Below are 19108 nucleotides of genomic sequence, written 5' to 3' on the forward strand. Positions count from 1 at the left end.
GAGTGTCTCCTGTTGTGGTGATGCGTCTTGGTAATGATCGTGCAAATAAACAGACGGCGCGGCGTTCAGGCGCGCACCGCGCGCTCGGCCTGCTCGATCAGGGCCAGCACGGGCGCCGCCTCCGCCTGCCGGCTGATCAGCGACAGGCAAAGGGCGGACAGGAACAGCGGCGCCTGGGCTTCGCCGACCCGGGTCAGCGCCTGCGCCAGTTGCGTATAGGCTTGGTCGAGGTCGGGATCAGTCACGGCGGGCCTCCTGCGAAACGGGATGATAAGGCGAAAGCGCGCGCCGCACGGCGGCCGCGTCGCATTGTGCCCAGCGGCCGAGCACATAGCCGTCCGGACGTATGGCGTACAGCATGCCGGGCTGCGCGCCGTAGCGCTGGTATGCCTGGCCGTCGGCGTCGTGCAGCGCGGCTTGCGGCGCGCGGCCGATGTGGACGATGCGCAGGGGCGCCACCGGCCGCCGGGTCAGCTCGAGCAGCGGCGCCAGGGCGGCCGGCTCGCAGTCGAACGCCAGCACGGTGAAAGCCTGGCCGAACCATTCGGTCAGGTGGCAGGGGGTGCCGTCGCGCCGCAGCCGCGCTTCCGGCGCCGGTTCGCCGGGCGCGGCCTGGGGCCCGGCCTGCGGTGCGCCATCGGCGCTATTCAGGGGCGAGCCTTCGTACGAGATGGGCGCGGACTGGCGGGGGTTGATCAGCGAGCGCACCGTGGCGTCGGCCAGCGACAGGCGCAGTGTGGCTTCCCGCAGCAGGCGGAAGCCGAAATCGGGCGGCGCCATGAATTCCGTGCTCTTGGCGCCATAGGCCAGGTTCTGGCGCGTGGCGTGGACGCGTTCGTGGCTGTAGCTGTCCAGCAGTGTCGCGGCGGCGTGGCCGCGCAGCACCCAGGCCAGTTTCCAGGCGAGGTTGGCGGCGTCGTCCAGGCCGGAGTTCAATCCGCGCACGCCGAAGATGGGCACCAGGTGGCCGGCGTCGCCGGCGAACAGCACGCGGCCGTGCCGGTAGCTGTCCAGCGTCAGGCACTTCGCGTTGTACATCGAGATCCACAGTGGCTTCCACGGCGCCGTTTCGCCGATCATGTCCAGGTGGCTCTGCACCCGCGGCAGGACGTTCTCGGGGCGCACCGCGTCTTCGGCGTCTTCGTCGTCGCGGATCTGGTAGTCGATGCGCCAGACGTTGTCGGGCTGGCGGTGCATCAGCAAGGTGGAGCCGGGGTTGGAGGGCGGGTCGAACCAGGCCAGCCGCTCGGTGGGGCGGTCCGAGGCCTGTTCGATATCGACGATCACGTACCGGCCTTCGTATTGCATGCCCCGCAGCGCCAGGCCCAGCTGTTCGCGCACGGTGCTGCGGCCGCCGTCGCAGGCCACCACCCAGTCGGCGCGCACGACATGCGAGCCCGTGGCGTCGTCGATATGCACCGAGGCCCCGGTCGCGTCGGGCCGCACCTGCGTCACCCGGCTCGACCACGCCACCCGGGCGGGCGCGCCGCCGCGCTGCAGGGCTCGGTGGGCGTATTCCTCGACATAGAACTGCTGGATGTTCACCATCGGCGCGTAGCGTTGCGTGGCGTCGCCCGGCATTTCAAAATGCAGCACTTCGTCGTTGCGGTAGTAGCTGCGTCCGCCGCTCCAGGCCAGGCCTTTGTCCAGCAGCGGGCGGTCGGCGCCGATCCACGACAGGATCTCCAGCGACCGGCGCGATATGCAGATGGCGCGGCTGCCGGTGCAGTAGCCGTCGTCGGCTTCGACGGTGAGCGATTCGATGCCGTATTCGGCCAGCAGGGCGGCCAGCGTCAGCCCGACCGGGCCGCCGCCCGCGATCAGCACCGGCACGTGGCGGGGCAAGGGAGCGGTTGCCGCCATGCCAGTCTCCTTGAAATGGTTGTGGGCGCAACTATAGGGCTGATTGGTTGTGCGCGCAACTATATTGACGCTGCTCAAAGCCAGCCAAGCCTGGTTGTGGCTGGCATCCAGCTAACAAGGTGTCAGACACCTGGGGTGTCTGACACCTGCGGAGGCATGGTTGCGCTTGGCATTCAGCTAACAAGGTGTCAGACACCCGGGGTGTCTGACACCTGCGGCGAACCGAGCATGGCTCCCACGCAAATAGGCGCCAGCCACCGCCGATGTCTGGCGCCGGCGATGCCCGGGCTGGATCCAGGCAAAAAAAAGCGCCAGGCACTGGGTGCCTGGCGCTGGCCATGCCGTCGCAGATGCTGGGCGGGTCCGGCACCTGCGCGGGAAGGTCAGTCTTCTTCGACGAAGGTTTCCTGGCGCTTCTTGCGGATCGACGGCAGGGCCACCAGCACCACCAGGATGGCCGCGGCGGCCAGCAGCGAGGCCGACAGGGGCCGCTCGACGAAGGTGAAGAAATCGCCGCGCGACAGCAGCAGGGCGCGCCGGAAGTTCTCCTCCATCATCGGGCCGAGCACCAGGCCCAGCAGCAACGGGGCGCCTTCGCACTTCAGCTTGGCCCAGAAGTAGCCCACCACGCCGAAGACGGCGGTGGTGTAGATGTCGAAGGTGTTGTAGTTCAGCGAATAGACCCCGATGGTGCAGAACACCAGGATGGCCGGGAACAGGATGCGGTAGGGCACCCGCAGCAGCTTGACCCACAGGCCGATCAGCGGCAGGTTCAGCACCACCAGCATCAGGTTGCCGATCCACATCGAGGCGATCAGGCCCCAGAACAGGTCCGGGTGGCTGGTCATGACCTGCGGGCCGGGCTGGATGTTGTGGATGGTCATCGCCCCGACCATCAGCGCCATCACGGCGTTGCCCGGGATGCCCAGGGTCAGCAGCGGGATGAACGACGCCTGCGCGCCGGAGTTGTTGGCCGATTCCGGGCCCGCCAGGCCGGCCGGGTGGCCTTTGCCGAAGCGCTCCGGTTCTTTCGACAGCTTCTTTTCCAGGGTGTAGGACGCAAAGGCGGACAGCACCGAGCCGCCGCCCGGCAGGATGCCCAGCATCGAACCCAGCGCGGTGCCGCGCACGATGGCGGGGGCCGCTTCGCGGATTTCCTGGCGGTTGGGGTACAGCGAACCGATCTTGTCCTGCAGTTCGACGCGGTTTTCCTTCTGTTCGAGGTTGGACAGGATCTCGGCGAAGCCGAACACGCCCATGGCCACGATGGCGAAGTCGATGCCGTCCTGCAGCTCGGGGATGCCGAAGTCGTAGCGCGCCACGCCGGAGTTCACGTCGGTGCCCACCATGCCCAGCAGCAGGCCCAGCAGGATCATGCAGATGGCCTTGGGCAGCGAGCCCGAGGCCAGCACCACCGCGCCGATCAGGCCCAGGGTCATCAGCGAGAAGTACTCGGCGGGGCCGAACTTGAACGCCACTTCGGCCAGCGGGGGCGCGAAGGCGGCGATCAGCATGGTGGTGACGCTGCCCGCGAAGAACGAGCCGACCGCCGCCAGCGACAGCGCGGCGCCGGCGCGCCCGTTGCGCGCCATCTGGTGACCGTCGAGCACGGTCACCACCGCGGATGTCTCGCCTGGCAGGTTGACCAGGATGGCGGTGGTCGAGCCGCCGTACTGCGTGCCGTAGTAGATGCCGGCCAGCATGATCAGCCCGGCCACCGGCGGCAGCACGTAGGTGATCGGCAGCAGCATGGCGATGGTGGGCACGGGCCCGAGGCCTGGCAGCACGCCCACCAGCGTGCCCAGGATGCAGCCCAGCAGGGCGTAGAGCAGGTTCTCCGGCGTGAACGCCACCGAGAAGCCTAGCGACAGGTGTTCCAGCAATTCCATGATGGTGTCTTCCCCCAGTGTTTTAGTTCAGGCCCAGAAACGACGGCCACAACGGGAAGATCAATCCCAGGCCCTTGATGAACGCCAGCCAGCAGAACAACACGAGGAAGATCGCATTGAGCAGCGCGACGCGCCAGCTGAACTCATGGCTGGCGATACTGCTGACCACGACCAGCAGGAACAACGAAACATACAGACCCAGCGGCCGCAGCAGCAGGCCGAACATGACCACGGAACCGATGATGATGAACAGGATCTTGAAGTCGAACTTGTCTACTTTGGTTTCGGTGGCTTTGGGGGAAAGCGCACCCAGGGCGACTGTCGCGCCCAGTATGGCCAGGACGATGCCCAGCCAGAAGGGGAAATAGCCGGGGCCCATGCGGGCTGATGTGCCCATGTTGTATTGGGTGGCCCCAAACGCAAATCCCAGGCCGAGGAGGGTGAACATCACCCCCGACCAGAAATCCTGTTTGTTCCGTAGCTGCATAGAAGGTCTCCGTATTGTGCCGTGCCGGGCCCCGGGGGCCTGAAAGGCGGAGACGCAGTGCCGGGGGACGCAAGAGGCTTGGACATGAAACGTATAAAAAAAAATATGGCACGGCGGCGCGAGCCATATCAGGGTTCTGCAAGCGTCCGGACACTCAGCGCACCGCCAGCACGCGTAGTCCAAGTCGAATTGATCGTATCACGATGTAGTTTAGAATTCTGTTGGTGAATCCTCTAACTATCCGGGGGGCCGATATCGACAAGCAGGAATTGCAACCGGCCGATTTCGCCACCCTGGCCGAATTCCGCTACGCCCTGCGGCGCTTCACCGTATTCAGCGAAGCCGAGGCCCACGCGCAAGGCCTGTCGCCGCAACAGCACCAGGCTTTGCTCACCATCAAAGGCAGCGGAAACCCGGCTCTCACCGTGGGCGAGCTGGCCGAAAGACTCTGCATCAAACATCACAGCGCCGTCGAGCTCGTCAGCCGGCTGGTGCGCATGGGCATGGTCGAGCGCACCGTCGACCCCGACGATGCGCGCCGGGTGCGGGTGTCCCTGACGGCCGCCGGGGAGGCCAAGCTGCAGGCGCTGTCTGCCGTCCATCTCGAACAATTGCGCCTGATCGGCCCGCTTTTGATCAAGTTGATCGACAAATTCGGACCGCGCAATACCGTGAAAAAACGACCGCCAGATGGACGTTGATCAAATTTTGCGCAGGGTTTTCACCCCTGGCGGACGCCCGAGCGCGGCCGCCATGTCCGCTCCTCTATATAGATAGACAAACCGCGCCTGGCTGGCGGCGGAGCGGCGCGCTGGCGCACAACACGCACACAGGCCTGAATACACAAACTAGGGAAAATCCCAGGGCATTTTCGGGTGGATTCGTTGCACATGGGCAACAAAACGCCCTGTCAGCCGGCCGCGTTGGGATCCTGCACCCCCTGCTTGATTTCCTCGTGGCGTTTCTCCATGGCCTGGCGCAGCTCGCGCCGCTGCCGCGCGGCTTCGTGGCGCTGCTTCTCTTCGAGCGTGCGCAGCGCCAGCGGCGGCACGGGCGTCGGCTGGCCCTGGTCGTCCACCGCCACCATCGTGAAATAGCAGCTGTTGGCGTGCCGCACGACCTGCCGGCGGATGTCCTCGGTCACGACCTTGATGCCGATTTCCATGGAGGTGCGGCCGGTGTAGTTCACCGACGCCAGGAAGGTGACCAGCTCGCCGACGTGGATGGGTTGCCGGAAAACCACCTGGTCCACCGACAGGGTGACGACGTACTGGCCGGCATAGCGGCTCGCGCAGGCATAGGCAACTTGGTCCAAGTACTTCAGAATAGTCCCGCCGTGGACGTTGCCCGCGAAGTTCGCCATGTCCGGCGTCATCAGGATGGTCATCGACAGTTGGTGGCTGGCAGTTTCTTGCATGGCGCGGAAGGCGAGTGGAAAACCTCATGGTAATCGCTGCGCGCAGCGATTCGCTCTTTGCAAAGCTTCACTTTGCGGTTGATGTGATTGCGCTACCCTCACCTGCGTTTACAACCTGGAGAATTGCATCATGTCTTCTTTACCCAAGCGGTGCACGGCCGAGCTCATCGGCACCTTCTGGCTCGTCCTCGGCGGTTGCGGCAGTGCGGTGCTGGCTGCCGGGTTCCCCGAGCTGGGCATCGGTTTCGCCGGCGTCGCGCTGGCGTTCGGCTTGACGGTGTTGACCATGGCCTATGCGGTCGGGCACATCTCTGGCGGCCATTTCAATCCGGCCGTCACGGTGGGGCTGGCGGTGGGAGGACGTTTTCCAGGGCGCGAGATCGTGCCTTATATCGTGGCGCAAGTGATCGGCGCCGTGCTCGCGGCCGCGGTGCTGGCCTGGATCGCCAGCGGCAAGCCCGGCTTCGACCTGGTCGCCAGCGGTTTCGCGGCCAATGGCTACGGCGAGCATTCGCCCGGCCAGTACTCGCTGGTTGCCGCCCTGGTGTGCGAAGTGGTCCTGACTTTCGGCTTCCTGTTCGTCATCCTGGGCGCCACTGACAAGCGCGCGCCGGCCGGTTTCGCGCCCATCCCGATCGGGCTGGCGCTGACCCTGATCCACCTGATCAGCATCCCGGTCACCAACACCTCGGTAAACCCGGCGCGTTCGACCGGCCCGGCGCTGTTCGTGGGCGGCTGGGCCATCGAGCAGCTCTGGCTGTTCTGGGTGGCGCCCATCGTCGGCGCGATCCTGGCCGCGCTGGCTTACCGCTGCGTGGGGCGCGACGACTCGTAAGCAGCAGCTTGCGCGCGGCCGGCCGTGCTACGGCTTGGCCGGCCGCGCGCGCAACGGCGCGTACTCCGCCGGCACCCAGGCGTAGCCCTTGCCGTCGGCGCGCACGTGGCCCAGCCCGGGGAACGGCAGGTGCGCGCCCGCCACCCAGAGCCGGTCGCGCGCCGCCTCGGCGAATATCTTCTTGCGCGTCGCCACGGCCTGGACGCTGTCCACGTCGAACTCGATGGCGATCTCCGGACGCGCGAACTGCACCGCGTGGTTGTGCACGATATCGCCCCACACCAGCAGGCTCTGCTTGCCGGAGCTGAACAAGTACGAAACATGGCCTGGCGTATGGCCCGGGGTCGATACCACGCGTACGCCGGGCAGCAGATTATCTTCCGGCTGGTAGGTCAGGAACTTGCCGGCGGCCTGGTACGGGGCCGCGGCGTCGCGCGACATCTTGAAAAACGGCTGGACATCGGCCGGCGCCTGCGCGGCCACGGTCGTGCTGAGCCAGAAGTCGGCTTCGGCGCGCGAGGCGTACACATCGGCATTGGGAAACAGCGGCGTGCCTTCGGCCGTCAGCAGCCCGCAGGCGTGGTCCGGATGCAAGTGGGTCAGCAGGACCGCATCCACCTGGGCGGGCTCGAAGCCGGCGGCGCGCAGGTTGCCGGCCAGCCCGCCGGCCGTGGCGCCCATGCACGGCCCCGCGCCGGTGTCCACCAGCACGACCTGCTTGCCGTTCTGGATGACGTAGGCGTTCACCGCGGTTTGCATGCCCGGTTCGGTGGCCACGAACATGGCGGCCAGCAGGCTCTGGATGTCCTGCGCGGACGCGCCGCTCAAAATGGCGGGATCCAGGTCGACGTAGCCGTCGTACAGGGCGGTGACGATCAGGTCGCCCAGCGCCATGCGGTAGAACCCGGGAGCCTGCGCGGTCTGCTGCGGGGCGGCGGCCAGCGCCGGCGCGGCACAGGCGCCCAGCAGGGCGGCGGACAGGCTCAGCGCGCCCAGCGCGCGGCGCGGCGAAAGACGGGCCGGAAAAGACATGATGCGGTTTCCATGTAGGGCGGGGAGTGCGTCGAGGATAGCGCGATTCAGGCTGGCGCGTGCGCCGTGGCCCGCGCCTGGCTGGCCAGCCAGCGCGCCACCGTATCCACCTCCGCCGAACGCGGCCGGACGGCCCGGATCATCCAGTAAGCGTGGCGCGCTGCGTCGGGCCAGGTGTCGCCCACCGCCATCAGGCGTTCGTCCGCCAGCAGCGGCTGGATCAGCGCGAGCCGGCCGAGGGCCACGCCGTGGCCCGCCAGGGCGGCGTGCACGACCTGGTCATATTGGTTGAAGCGCAGCATGCCGCGCGGCTGGACGCGGTCCAGCCGGTGCGCCGCCAGCCAGTCGGACCACTGCAGCCATGGGCGCGTCGGATCGTCGAATTCCAGCAGGACCTGGCCGGCCAGGCTGGCGGCATCGAGCCGGGCGATGCCCAGCGACGGATGGGCGACCGGCGCCACCGCTTCGCCGAACAGCCAGAGCGCGCCTTCGGGCGCGGCCTCGCGCGGGCTGTAGCGGATGGCGATGTCCACCTCGTCGCGCTCGATGTCCAGGACCCGGTTGTCGGCCGCCACGCGCACGTCGATGGCGGGATGCGCGGCCTGGAAATCGCCCAGGCGCGGCAGCAGCCACAGCGAGGCCACGCCGATGGTGGTGGTGATCGTGACCGGAGTGCGGCGATCCGGCGCCCGCCACTGGCCGGCCAGCTCGCCCAGTTGGGTCAGCCAGGGGTCAGCCAGGCGGAACAGCCGCGCGCCTTCCGATGTGAACGCGACCGAGCGGAAGCCGCGTTCGAGCAGCGTCACGCCCAGGTGCGCTTCCAGGGCGCGTATTTGCCGGCTGACCGCCGACTGTGTCAGGTGCAGGTCGGCCGCCGCGGCGGTGATGCTCATGCGCCGGCCTACCGCCACGAAACCGCGCACGAGATCCAGGGGCGGCAGTTTGGATAAGGGAAGTGACATTCCTGTGGCGCATGTGAATGCGGCGTGGAAATCGCTTGAGCAATAGTACCTGCACGGCGTCCAATTAGGTACAGATTGACCGATTCTTAGCGCCGCAGCCCGCCTGCCGCGCCCCGTCCGGGAGCCGCCATGACCGATGCCGCGATCCGCCTGTATTGCATTCCGGGAATGTCATTGGCGCTGCCCGGGCGCGCCGCCGTGCGCTTGAGGCCGGCGCCGGGCATGCGTATCCTGTGCGAGTCCGGCACGCTGTGGGTCTCGCAGTACCGCTGCCGCGAGGATCACGTCCTGGGCGCCGGCCAGGCCGTGCAGGTGCGCGGCAATCGCGATATCGTCTTGAGCGGCCTGCCCGACGCGCGGGTCGCCCTTATCCTGGAGCCCGCCGAATGAATGCGCCGTCCGTCTCGTCCTGCGAAATGTGGTTCGATTTCGCCAGTCCCTATAGCTACCTGGCCATCGAGCGAGTCGAGCCGCTGGCGCGCCAGGCCGGCGTGGCCGTTGTGCTGCGGCCGTTCCTGCTGGGGCCGATTTTCCAGGCGCAGGGCTGGAACGACACGCCATTCCGCCTGTTCCCGGGCAAGGGCGCCTACATGATGCGCGACATCGCCCGCCTGGCCGACAAGTACGGCATCGCCTACCGGCGTCCCAGCCAATTCCCGCGTATGAGCGTGCTGTCGGCCCGCGTGGCGTTGCTGGGCCAGGACCAGCCCTGGGGGCGCGACTTCTGCCTGGCGGCATTCCGCGCCAATTTCGTCGACGACCGCGATATCCAGGACGAAGACGTGGTGGCCGGCCTGCTGGCCGGCCTGGGGCTGGACGGCCCGGCGCTGATCGCGCAGGCCCGCCAGGAATCGACCAAGGAAGCCTTGCGCAGGCAAGTCGACCGCGCCCGCGAACTGGGCATCTTCGGCGCGCCCAGCCTGATGGTGGGCAACGAGATGTTCTGGGGCAACGACCGCCTCGAAGACGCGCTGGAGTGGGCCGCGCGCGGCCCCGCGGCGCAAGCCTGATCAATCACCAAGGAGCTGCGCATGCCCCAATCCGACAAAGTCATGATCGTCACCGGCGCCAGCCGCGGCATCGGCGCGGCCGTTGCCCTGCTGGCCGCGCGCCGCGGCTATGCGGTCTGCGTCAACTATCGCAATCGCCGCGACGCGGCCGATGAGGTGGTGCGCGCCATCGAGGCCGACGGCGGCCGCGCCATCGCGGTCGGCGCCGACGTGGCCGACGAGGCGCAGATCGTGCAGTTGTTCCAGACGGTCGACCGCGAACTCGGGCGCGTCGATGCGCTGGTCAACAACGCCGGGGTGCTGGAAACCCAGATGCGGGTGGAAGACATGGATGCCGCGCGCGTGGCGCGCATCCTGCAGACCAACGTGGTCGGCGCGCTGGTGTGCTGCCGCGAGGCCGTGCGCCGCATGGCGCCGCGCCACGGCGGGCGCGGCGGCGCCATCGTCAATGTGTCGTCGGTGGCCGCGCGGCTGGGCTCGCCCGGCGAGTATGTCGACTACGCGGCCTCCAAGGGCGCGCTCGACACGCTGACCATCGGTTTGTCGAAGGAAGTGGCCGGCGACGGCATCCGCGTGAATGCGGTGCGCCCGAGCACCATCTATACCGACATGCACGCCAGCGGCGGCGAGCCCGGGCGGGTCGATCGGCTGGCGAGCTCGATCCCGCTGCAGCGTGGCGGCACCGTCCAGGAAGTGGCGGGCGCCGTCATGTGGTTCTTCTCGGACGAGGCCGGCTACACCACCGGCTCGTTCATCGAGGTGTCGGGCGGGAAATAGCCCTAGCGTCCGGTGTCGGGGTAGTTGGGCCCGGCGTCATGGAAGCCGCCGTTGCTGTAGGGGTTGACGGCGCCGGGATGCGGCGGGCCGGGCTGGTGGCCGCCGCCGGCGCAGCCGGCCAGCGCCATTGCCAGCGTGAACAGGGCCAGTATCGGTTTCATGGCATTTCTCCGGAAAGGACCGGCGCGCCCTCAGCCCATCAGCCGCGCCAGCTCGACCCCCGGGTCGGGGGCGCGCATGAAGGCCTCGCCCACCAGGAACGCGTGGACGTCGTGGTCGCGCATCAGCTTGACGTCCTCGGGCGCCAGGATGCCGCTTTCGGTGACCACGCGCTTGCCGGCGGGGATGTGGGGCAGCAGGTCCAGGGTGTTCTGCAGGCGCGTCTCGAATGTGCGCAGATTGCGATTGTTGATGCCGAGCAGGGGGGTCTTCAGGCTCAGCGCCACGTCCAGCTCCTTGGCGTCGTGCACCTCGACCAGCACGTCCATGCCCAGCTCCATGGCCAGGGTTTCCAGGTCGCGCAGCTGCGCGGGCGCCAGCGCGGCCACGATCAGCAGCACGCAATCGGCGCCCATGGCGCGCGCCGAGATGACCTGGTAGGGATCGATGACGAAGTCCTTGCGCAGCACGGGCAGCGGGCAGGCCGCGCGCGCGCGCCGCAGGTTGTCGTGCGACCCCTGGAAGAACTGCACGTCGGTCAGGACCGACAGGCAGGCGGCCCCATGCACCGCGTAGGTGGCGGCGATGGCGGCGGGGTCGAAGTCTTCCCGCAGCACGCCCTTGGAGGGCGAAGCCTTTTTGATCTCGGCGATGACGCCGGCTTTACCCTGGGAAATCTTGTCTTCGATCGCCTGGGCGAAGCCGCGCACGTCTTGCCGGGCCTGCGCCTCGCGCAGCAGTTCGGCTTCGCTGCGCATCTGGCGGGCGGTGGCGATCTCCTCGGCCTTGACGGCGAGAATCTTCGCGAGGATGTCGTTCATTTCAAGAATTTCCGGGTGTATGCGCAGAACTCTTCCAGCTTGGCGCGGGCCGAGCCGTTAGCAATCGTTTCAAAGGCCAGCGCCAGGGCCTGCTCGACGCTGTCGGCCTTGTTGCCAGCGTAGATGGCCAGGCCCGCATTCAGGGCGACGATGTCGCGGGCCACCCCCTCGACATTGTCCAGCGCCTGCATGACGAGTTCACGCGATTCCTCGCGGTTGGCCACCTTGATGCCTCGATTAGACACCATCGAGAGCCCGTAGTCTTCAGGATGGATCTCATATTCGCGGATTTCGCCGTCTTTCAGTTCCCCCACCATGGTGGCGCCCCCCAGGGAAGCCTCGTCCATGCCGTCCCGGCCGTGCACGATCAGCACGTGGCGCGAGCCCAGGCGCTGCAAGACGCGTACCTGGATGCCCACCAGGTCGGGGTGGAACACGCCCATCAGCTGGTTGGCCGCGCCGGCGGGGTTGGTGAGCGGCCCCAGGATGTTGAAAATGGTGCGCACGCCCAGCTCTTTGCGGATCGCCGCCACGTTCTTCATGGCGCTGTGGTGGGCGGGGGCGAACATGAAGCCGATGCCGGTGGCCTGGATGCACTCGGCCACCTGGTCGGGATCAAGCGCCAGGTTGGCGCCCAGCGCCTCCAGCACGTCGGCGCTGCCCGACGACGACGAGGCGCTGCGCCCGCCATGCTTGGCGATCGGCACGCCGGCGGCGGCGGCCACGAACATGGCGGTGGTCGAGATGTTGAACGTATGGCTGCCGTCGCCGCCGGTGCCGCACATGTCGAGCAGGTCCCGCGGGTTGGGCGTGACGACCGGCGTGGCGAATTCGCGCATGACCTGCGCGGCGGCGGTGATCTCGCCAACGGTTTCCTTCTTGACGCGCAGGCCCATGATCAGCGCGCTGGCGATCTGCGGCGACATCTCGCCGCGCATCAGCATGCGCATCAGGTGCAGCATTTCGTCGTGGAAGATCTCGCGGTGCTCGATGCAGCGGGTCAGCGCTTCGGTGGCGGTGATAGTCATGGTGGATCTCCCCTCTTATCGGATATTCAGGAAATTGCGCAGCAGGTCGTGGCCATGCTCGCTCAGCACGGATTCGGGATGGAACTGTACTCCGTACAGCGGCAAGGTCTTGTGACGGATGCCCATGATGTCGCCATCGGGCGCCGTGGCGGTCACTTCCAGGCAGTCGGGCAGGGTGTCCGGCGCGATCGTCAGCGAGTTGTAGCGGATCGCGGTGTAGGGCGAGGGCAGGCCGGCGAAGATGTCGGTGCCGCGGTGGGCGATCTGCACGGTCTTGCCGTGCATGATCTGCTGGGCGCGCACGATATCGCCGCCGTAGGCCGCGCCGATGGCCTGGTGGCCCAGGCACACGCCCAGGATGGGCACCTGCCCGGCGAAGCGCTGGATCAGCGCCACCGAGATGCCCGCCTCGGCCGGCGAGCAGGGGCCGGGCGACACGCAGATGCGCTCGGGCGCCATGCGGGCGATTTCATCGACGCTGGTCTGGTCGTTGCGGACCACCCGCACGTCTTCGCCCAGCTCGCCGAAGTATTGCACCAGGTTGTAGGTAAAGGAATCGTAGTTGTCGAGCATCAATAGCATGAGGCACCTGCGGAGTCGGTTACGCGTTCGCGCGGTTCAGCGCACGGGTTGGGATCAAGCGGCACGTGGTTCAGATCGGGTCGTCCAGGCCATGCTGCACCTGTTCGGCGGCGCGCAGCACCGCCCGCGCCTTGGCCTCGGTTTCGGCCCATTCCAGTTCCGGGTCCGAGTCGGCCACGATGCCCGCGGCGGCCTGCACGTACAGCATGCCGTTCTTGATCACGCCAGTGCGTATGGCGATGGCCACGTCCATTTCGCCGCCATAGCTCAGGTAGCCTGCCGCGCCGCCGTAGATGCCGCGCCGCACCGGCTCGAGCTCGTCGATGATCTCCATGGCGCGCACCTTGGGCGCGCCGGTCAGCGTGCCGGCCGGGAAAGTGGCGCGCAGCACGTCCATGCTGCTCATGCCGGGATTGAGATTGCCGGCCACGTTCGAGACCAGGTGCATCACGTGCGAATAGCGCTCGATGGTCATGGTGTCGGTCACCTTGACCGAGCCCACTTCGGCCACGCGGCCCACATCGTTGCGCGCCAGGTCGATCAGCATCACGTGTTCGGCGATCTCCTTCGGATCGGCGCGCAGCTCGTCGGCCAGCGCCAGGTCCTGTTCGGGCGTGGCGCCGCGTTTGCGGGTACCGGCCAGGGGGCGGATGGTGACCTGCGACTTGGCCGCGCCGTTGTCATTGATCTGTTCCTGGCGCACCAGGATCTCGGGCGACGAGCCCACCACCTGGAAGTCGCCGAAATTCCAGAAGTACATGTAGGGCGAGGGGTTCAGCGAGCGCAGCGCGCGGTACAGCGACAGCGGCGCGTCGCGGAATGGCTTGGCGATGACCTGGCCCACCTGCACCTGCATCAGGTCGCCGGCGGCGATGTACTCCTTGGCGCGGCGCACGGCCGCCAGGTAATCTGCCTTGGCGAAGTCGCGCCGCTCCTCGGTCTGCATGCTGGCGTGGCTGTACGGGATTTCCACCGGCCGGCGCAGGCGGCTGCGCAGCTCCAGCAGGCGGCGCTGCGCGCGGGTATAGGCCTCGGGCTTGGTCGGGTCGGCATAGACCATCAGGTAGGTGCGGCCGGCCAGGTTGTCGACGATGACCAGCTCGTCCACGTGCATCAGCATGATGTCGGGCGTGCCGCCGTCCATGCCGGCCGGGAAGGGCTTGCGCGCCGGTCCCAGGCGCGGCTCGATGTGGCGCACCGTGTCGTAGCCGAAATAGCCCGCCAGGCCGCCGCAGAAGCGCGGCATGCCGGGCCGCAGGGCGACCTTGAAACGGTTCTGGTATTGCTCGATGAAGGCCAGCGGGTCGCCTTCGTGCGTCTCGGCGACCTGGCCGTCGTGCAGCACTTCCGTGGTGGTGCCGCTGGCGCGGATCACCGTGCGCGCCGGCAGGCCGATGAAGGAATAGCGGCCGAAGCGCTCGCCGCCCACCACCGATTCCATCAGGCAGCTCATGCGGCCGCCCTGCGGGCCGCTGTGGGCCAGTTTCAGGTAGATCGCCAGCGGCGTGTCCAGGTCGGCATAGGTCTCGGCCACCAGGGGAATGCGGTTGTATCCCTGAGCGGCCAGTGCGTTGAATTCGATCTCGGTCATGTGGGGTCTCGTAGGGTTTTCGGGTCTACGGACCGGGCACGCCACAACGAAAAAGCCCGGTCCAGTCGTTGGTCCGGGCTTTGGCGCTGTTCGGTACAGCTTCGGCGCTAGGCGGCAGGTGCGTCCAGGGCCGGGAAGGGAATCATCGCCACCCGGAAGACAAACGCCACCAACGCCACGAGGCGTTGCGCATTTGGTTCGAGGGGCGAGCGTTCATTTGACGGGTGCGGTAAATGGTTGCTTGCGGTCGGCGTTCCAGAGGGCGATCCACTGGGCGGCTTCGGCAATGCTGGCAACTATACCATCGACATCGAGCCCGTGCACGTCCTGGCCTTCGTTGTAACCATACGGCACGGCCAGCACGTGCATGCCGGCCGCCCGCCCCGCCTGGGCGTCGTTGATGGAGTCGCCGATGGCTACCGCCTGGGCGGGGGCGACGCCCAGGCGCTCGCAGGCATGCAGCATCTGGTCCGGATCGGGCTTGCGGCGGGCGCAGGTATCGCCGCAAACCACTTCCTGGAAAAAGCCGGCCAGCCCGGTGCGCTGCAGCAGCGGCAGGGTGAATTCGGTGGGCTTGTTGGTCACCACGGCTAGTTTCAGGCCCTGGTCGCGCATGGCCTTCAGGCCCTCTATCACGCCATCGAACACGGCGGCCTTGTCGCCGTTGACCAGGTGATAGTGGCGATAGAAAGAGTCGCGTGCGCGCGCGAACTCGGCCGGTTCGGGGTCGGCGGCCTGCAGCGAGCCGGCCAGCGCCCGGCGCACCAGGTTGTCGACGCCCTTGCCCACGAACGTGGCGATCACGTCTTCGCGCAGCGCCGGCATGCCCAGTTCGATGCGCATCGCATTGGCGGCGTGCGCGAGGTCGGGGACGGAGTCGAGCAGGGTGCCGTCCAGGTCCAGCAGCACGGCTTGGAAAGTCGTCATGGCGGGTCTCGGGGGTCAACAGGCCTGGGCGCCGGCCTTGGCGATTTCGCCACGCAAGGCCTGGATGACCGCCGCGTAGTCGGGCTGGCCGAAAATGGCCGAGCCGGCCACGAAGGTATCGGCGCCGGCCGCGCGGATCCGGGCGATGTTGTCGACCTTGACCCCGCCGTCCACCTCCAGCAGGATGGGCTGGCCGCCCGCCTGCATCCAGCGGTCGATGCGCGCGCGGGCGTCGCGCAATTTGTGCAGGGTGGCGGGAATGAAGCTCTGGCCCCCGAAGCCCGGGTTGACCGACATCAGCAGCACCACGTCCAGCAGGTCCATGACGTGGTCCATGGCCTCCAGCGAACTGGCCGGGTTGAAGACCAGCCCGGCCTGGCAGCCATGGTCGCGGATCAGCGACAGTGTGCGGTGCACGTGGCGCGAAGCCTCGGGGTGGAAGGTGATGATATTGGCGCCCGCCTTGGCGAACTGGGGGACCAGCTCGTCCACGGGCTCGACCATCAGGTGCACGTCGATGGGCACCTCGACGTGCGGCCGGATGGCGGCGCACACCATGGGCCCGATGGTCAGGTTGGGCACATAGTGGTTGTCCATGACGTCGAAGTGGATCCAGTCGGCGCCGGCGGCGACGACGTTGCGGACTTCCTCGCCCAGGCGGGCGAAGTCGGCGGACAGGATGCTGGGGGCGATGCGCGTGGCGGCCGGGGACGGGGAGGGCATGATGATCGGGGTTTCCGCGGGCATAATGTGCCATTATTGTAGTTTGCCGCGCCCTGGATGCCGCCCTGCGGCGCCCGAATGGCCGCGCGGCGCCGCTCAACCGCCTTCGTGCCCCACCGGGAAAGGCCCGTGAAACCGTACGACCTGACCGTCTCCGTGGCTCCGCGCTTCGTGCCGGAGCAGTCCGATCCCGCCGAACAGCAGTACGTGTTCGCCTATACCGTGCGCATCACCAATACCGGCGAGCACCCCGCCCAGGTCATCAGCCGCCACTGGATCATCACCGATGGCAACCAGCGCGTCCAGGAAGTGCGCGGCCTGGGGGTGGTGGGCCAGCAGCCCCTGCTGGCGCCGGGCGAAACCTTCGAATACACCAGCGGCTGTCCGCTCAAGACGCCGGTCGGCACCATGCGCGGCACTTACCACTGCGTAGGCGAGAACGGCATTCCCTTCGAGGTGCCGATCGCCGAGTTCCTGCTGGCGATGCCCCGCACCCTGCATTGACGGCCCTGACGAGCCACCGATTCCTTCCCGTTGCCCATGAAGCGTCTTCTCAGTTTGTTGTGCCTGCCGCCGCTGCTGGCGGCGTGCGCCCTGTCGGAAATCCCCCAAGAACCCGGCCCGGCCGGCGCGCCGGCCACGCCGTCGGTCAGCGGGCCCCTGGTGGTGCCGCCGCTGTCGGCCTTGCCCGACACGCCGCCGCGCAGCCTGGCCGGCCGCTACCAGCGCGCCGCCTGGGCCGAGCTGCCGGGCTGGAGCAGCGACGATCTCTCCCAGTTGTGGCCGCTGTTCCTGCGCAACTGCAAGGGTCTGATGCGGCCGACCACGGGCAATCTGGCCGCGCCGGCCCGCGCCACGCCGCGCGCCTGGCAGCCGGTCTGCGCGGCCGCCGCCGATCCGGCCCAGGCGCCCTCCGACGCCGCCGGCGTGCGGCGCTTCCTGCAGGCCCACCTGCAGCCGTGGCGCGTCAACGGGGCGGACAACCGGCCCGCCACCAATACCGTCACCGGCTATTACGAGCCGCTGGTGCGCGGCTCGCGGCGCCAGGGCGGCCCGTACCAGTGGCCGCTCTACGCGGTGCCCGACGACCTGCTCACCATCGACCTCGGCGCGGTGTACCCGGAACTGGCCGGCAAGCGCGTGCGCGGCAAGCTGGTGGGCAAGCGCGTCGTGCCGTACGACACCCGCGCCGCCATCGATTCCTCCAGCAAGCGGCCGCCGGTCATCGCCTGGGTGGACGATCCGGTCGACAACTTCTTCCTGCAAGTGCAGGGCTCGGGCCGGGTCCTGCTGGCCGACGGCCCCGATGCCGGCACTACCATCCGCGTCGCCTACGCCGATCACAACGGCCAGCCCTACGCGTCGATCGGGCGCTGGCTGATCGCCCAGGGCGAGCTGCGCGCCGACCAGGCGTCGATGCAGAACATCCGCGCCTGGGCGCAGCGCAATCCGGGACGCGTGCAGGAAATGCTCAACGCCAATCCGGCCGTGGTGTTCTTCCGCGAAGAAGCCGTGGTCGATCCCGAACTCGGCCCCAAGGGCGCCTACGGCATCCCGCTGGCCCCGCAGCGCTCCATTGCGGTCGATGCCGGCTTCGTGCCGCTGGGGGCGCCGGTCTACCTGTCCACCACCTGGCCCGCCTCCGAGCGGCCGCTGCAGCGCCTGGTGTTCGCCCAGGACACCGGCACGGCCATCAAGGGCGCGGCGCGCGCCGACTTCTACTGGGGCTTCGGCGAAGAGGCCGGCGCGCAGGCCGGGCGCATGAAGCAGCGCGGCCAGATGTGGCTGTTGTGGCCCAAGCAGGCCGGGGAGCCCAGCGCGCGATGAAGCACCAGATCGTCGTCTGCGGCGCGGGCATCGTCGGCCTGGCCAGCGCGCTGGCGCTGGCCCGCCGCGGCCAGCGGGTGGCCTTGCTGGCGCCGGCGGTCACGGTGCCGGCGGCCGACCCGGACGCCTATCATCCGCGGGTCTACGCCATTTCTCCGGCCAGCCAGCGCTTCCTGGCCGAACTGGGCGTCTGGGACGCCATGCCCGCGGCGCGCATCATGCCGGTGCAGGCGATGGAAATCCACGGCGACGCCGATGGCCGGGTCGACCTCAACGCCTGGCAGGCGGCCCAGGCCCAGCTCGCCTGGATCGTCGAGTCGGGCGAGATCGAGCGGGTGCTGGTGCAGGCGGTGCGCATGTTCGGCATTCCCTGGCTGACCGAACGCTGCGTCGGCTGGCGCGACGGCGCGGTCGAGACCAGTTCCGGCGAATGGCTGCAGGCCGAGCTGTTCGTCGGCGCCGACGGCGCCGCCTCGCCGCTGCGCACGGCGGCGGGCATTCCGCATGCTTCGACGCCGTACGACGACACCGGGCTGGTGGCGCACCTGGATGCCGAGCGCCCCCACCATGGCACCGCGTTCCAGTGGTTCCGCGACGACGGCGTGCTGGCCCTGCTGCCGCTGCCGGACACCTCCGCCGGGCCGCAGGTGTCGATGGTCTGGTCCATGCACAATGCGCACGCCAAGGCCCTGCAGGCGCTCGCGCCCGACGAGCAGGCGGCGCGGCTCGAACAGATACTGGCCCACGCCGCGCACGGCCGCCTGGGCCGGCTGCGCATGCGCGGCAAGCTGCACGGTTTCCCGCTGGCGCTGGAGCAGGCCCGCATGACCGGCCGGGGCATTGCGCTGGCCGGCGATGCGGCGCACCGCGTGCATCCGCTGGCCGGCCAGGGCCTCAACCTGGGCCTGGGCGATGTCGAGGCCCTGGCCCGCGTGGTGGCGGGCCGCGAATCGTATCGTCCGGCCGGCGACGCACGCGTGCTGCGCCGTTACCAGCGGGCGCGCGCCGAATCGGTATTCGCCATGCGCCTGGCCACCGATGGGCTGCACCGCCTGTTCGGCGCGCGCGCCGCGCCGCTGGCATGGCTGCGCAACGCGGGCATGCAATGGGTCGACGCTTCGCCTTTCCTGAAGCGCCAACTGATAGACGGGGCCTCGCGCAACTGAGGCCCCCAAGGA

At 68.3% G+C, this 19108-nt stretch carries 22 protein-coding genes; 8 read left to right on the forward strand and 14 right to left on the reverse strand.

Annotated features, from left to right (window positions below; all coding sequences use genetic code 11):
• Window positions 1-65: 65 nt before the first annotated feature.
• The 4 genes from CAL24_RS01280 to CAL24_RS01295 all read right to left on the reverse strand — a co-directional run bounded on the left by CAL24_RS01280 (window position 66) and on the right by CAL24_RS01295 (window position 4239).
• Complete coding sequence (locus CAL24_RS01280) at window positions 66-245, reverse strand: hypothetical protein (RefSeq protein WP_028353623.1); 180 nt, start codon at window positions 243-245, stop codon at window positions 66-68.
• A complete protein-coding gene (locus CAL24_RS01285) occupies window positions 238-1863 on the reverse strand; it encodes an FAD-dependent oxidoreductase (RefSeq protein WP_094805518.1) in 1626 nt (541 codons plus the stop codon). The genes CAL24_RS01280 and CAL24_RS01285 overlap by 8 nt, the downstream gene beginning before the upstream one ends.
• A gap of 383 nt (window positions 1864-2246) precedes the next feature.
• Window positions 2247-3752, reverse strand: coding sequence for a tripartite tricarboxylate transporter permease (locus CAL24_RS01290; RefSeq protein ID WP_094805519.1), 1506 nt, complete (start codon window positions 3750-3752; stop codon window positions 2247-2249).
• 22 nt (window positions 3753-3774) lie between these two features.
• Window positions 3775-4239: a tripartite tricarboxylate transporter TctB family protein gene (locus CAL24_RS01295; RefSeq protein ID WP_028354513.1), complete on the reverse strand. Its 465-nt coding sequence runs from the start codon at window positions 4237-4239 to the stop codon at window positions 3775-3777.
• Window positions 4240-4463: 224 nt separating this feature from the next.
• On the opposite strand from CAL24_RS01295, the gene CAL24_RS01300 reads away from it, so the two are divergent.
• A complete protein-coding gene (locus tag CAL24_RS01300; protein ID WP_051439449.1) occupies window positions 4464-4940 on the forward strand; it encodes a MarR family winged helix-turn-helix transcriptional regulator in 477 nt (158 codons plus the stop codon).
• Between the two features lie 209 nt (window positions 4941-5149).
• On the opposite strand, the gene CAL24_RS01305 is transcribed toward CAL24_RS01300, so the two are convergent.
• Complete coding sequence (locus CAL24_RS01305; RefSeq protein ID WP_028354514.1) at window positions 5150-5656, reverse strand: acyl-CoA thioesterase; 507 nt, start codon at window positions 5654-5656, stop codon at window positions 5150-5152.
• Between the two features lie 130 nt (window positions 5657-5786).
• Between CAL24_RS01305 and aqpZ the strand changes: the two genes are divergently transcribed.
• Window positions 5787-6491, forward strand: coding sequence for an aquaporin Z (aqpZ, locus tag CAL24_RS01310; protein ID WP_028354515.1), 705 nt, complete (start codon window positions 5787-5789; stop codon window positions 6489-6491).
• 27 nt (window positions 6492-6518) lie between these two features.
• On the opposite strand, the gene CAL24_RS01315 is transcribed toward aqpZ, so the two are convergent.
• On the reverse strand, window positions 6519-7523 hold the full coding sequence (locus CAL24_RS01315; RefSeq protein ID WP_028354516.1) for an MBL fold metallo-hydrolase: 1005 nt from the start codon (window positions 7521-7523) through the stop codon (window positions 6519-6521).
• A 47-nt stretch (window positions 7524-7570) separates the two neighbouring features.
• Window positions 7571-8485, reverse strand: a complete 915-nt coding sequence (locus tag CAL24_RS01320) for a LysR substrate-binding domain-containing protein (protein ID WP_028354517.1) — start codon at window positions 8483-8485, stop codon at window positions 7571-7573.
• A gap of 129 nt (window positions 8486-8614) precedes the next feature.
• Here CAL24_RS01320 and CAL24_RS01325 point away from each other — a divergent pair, with 129 nt between their 5' ends.
• Genes CAL24_RS01325 through CAL24_RS01335 form a run of 3 tightly spaced genes read left to right on the forward strand, consistent with a single transcriptional unit; the run spans window position 8615 to window position 10272 of the window.
• A complete protein-coding gene (locus CAL24_RS01325) occupies window positions 8615-8875 on the forward strand; it encodes a DUF2917 domain-containing protein (RefSeq protein WP_249278457.1) in 261 nt (86 codons plus the stop codon).
• Entirely contained in the window at window positions 8872-9495 is a 624-nt protein-coding gene (locus CAL24_RS01330; RefSeq protein ID WP_094805520.1) for a 2-hydroxychromene-2-carboxylate isomerase, read from the forward strand. The genes CAL24_RS01325 and CAL24_RS01330 overlap by 4 nt, the downstream gene beginning before the upstream one ends.
• A gap of 21 nt (window positions 9496-9516) precedes the next feature.
• Window positions 9517-10272, forward strand: coding sequence for an SDR family oxidoreductase (locus tag CAL24_RS01335; RefSeq protein ID WP_094805521.1), 756 nt, complete (start codon window positions 9517-9519; stop codon window positions 10270-10272).
• 2 nt (window positions 10273-10274) lie between these two features.
• On the opposite strand, the gene CAL24_RS01340 is transcribed toward CAL24_RS01335, so the two are convergent.
• The 7 genes from CAL24_RS01340 to rpe all read right to left on the reverse strand — a co-directional run bounded on the left by CAL24_RS01340 (window position 10275) and on the right by rpe (window position 16127).
• A complete protein-coding gene (locus CAL24_RS01340; RefSeq protein ID WP_094805522.1) occupies window positions 10275-10433 on the reverse strand; it encodes a hypothetical protein in 159 nt (52 codons plus the stop codon).
• Window positions 10434-10463: 30 nt separating this feature from the next.
• On the reverse strand, window positions 10464-11252 hold the full coding sequence (gene trpC / locus CAL24_RS01345; protein WP_094805523.1) for an indole-3-glycerol phosphate synthase TrpC: 789 nt from the start codon (window positions 11250-11252) through the stop codon (window positions 10464-10466).
• Entirely contained in the window at window positions 11249-12280 is a 1032-nt protein-coding gene (gene trpD / locus CAL24_RS01350) for an anthranilate phosphoribosyltransferase (RefSeq protein ID WP_028354522.1), read from the reverse strand. The genes trpC and trpD overlap by 4 nt, the downstream gene beginning before the upstream one ends.
• Window positions 12281-12295: 15 nt before the next feature.
• Window positions 12296-12862, reverse strand: a complete 567-nt coding sequence (locus tag CAL24_RS01355; protein WP_028354523.1) for an aminodeoxychorismate/anthranilate synthase component II — start codon at window positions 12860-12862, stop codon at window positions 12296-12298.
• 70 nt (window positions 12863-12932) lie between these two features.
• Entirely contained in the window at window positions 12933-14453 is a 1521-nt protein-coding gene (gene trpE / locus CAL24_RS01360) for an anthranilate synthase component I (RefSeq protein WP_094805524.1), read from the reverse strand.
• Between the two features lie 213 nt (window positions 14454-14666).
• Window positions 14667-15380, reverse strand: coding sequence for a phosphoglycolate phosphatase (locus tag CAL24_RS01365; RefSeq protein WP_028354525.1), 714 nt, complete (start codon window positions 15378-15380; stop codon window positions 14667-14669).
• 15 nt (window positions 15381-15395) lie between these two features.
• Window positions 15396-16127: a ribulose-phosphate 3-epimerase gene (rpe, locus tag CAL24_RS01370; RefSeq protein ID WP_028354526.1), complete on the reverse strand. Its 732-nt coding sequence runs from the start codon at window positions 16125-16127 to the stop codon at window positions 15396-15398.
• A 105-nt stretch (window positions 16128-16232) separates the two neighbouring features.
• On the opposite strand from rpe, the gene apaG reads away from it, so the two are divergent.
• Genes apaG through CAL24_RS01385 form a run of 3 tightly spaced genes read left to right on the forward strand, consistent with a single transcriptional unit; the run spans window position 16233 to window position 19096 of the window.
• Window positions 16233-16607 carry a Co2+/Mg2+ efflux protein ApaG gene (gene apaG / locus CAL24_RS01375; RefSeq protein WP_028354527.1) on the forward strand — a complete coding sequence of 125 codons (375 nt, stop codon included), beginning with the start codon at window positions 16233-16235 and terminating at the stop codon, window positions 16605-16607.
• Between the two features lie 36 nt (window positions 16608-16643).
• Window positions 16644-17930, forward strand: coding sequence for a murein transglycosylase A (gene mltA / locus CAL24_RS01380; RefSeq protein WP_028354528.1), 1287 nt, complete (start codon window positions 16644-16646; stop codon window positions 17928-17930).
• Window positions 17927-19096 carry a UbiH/UbiF family hydroxylase gene (locus CAL24_RS01385; protein WP_094805525.1) on the forward strand — a complete coding sequence of 390 codons (1170 nt, stop codon included), beginning with the start codon at window positions 17927-17929 and terminating at the stop codon, window positions 19094-19096. The genes mltA and CAL24_RS01385 overlap by 4 nt, the downstream gene beginning before the upstream one ends.
• Window positions 19097-19108 lie beyond the last annotated feature (12 nt).

It is taken from the genome of Bordetella genomosp. 2 (assembly GCF_002261345.1).
In the GTDB taxonomy this organism is placed as follows: domain Bacteria; phylum Pseudomonadota; class Gammaproteobacteria; order Burkholderiales; family Burkholderiaceae_B; genus Bordetella_A.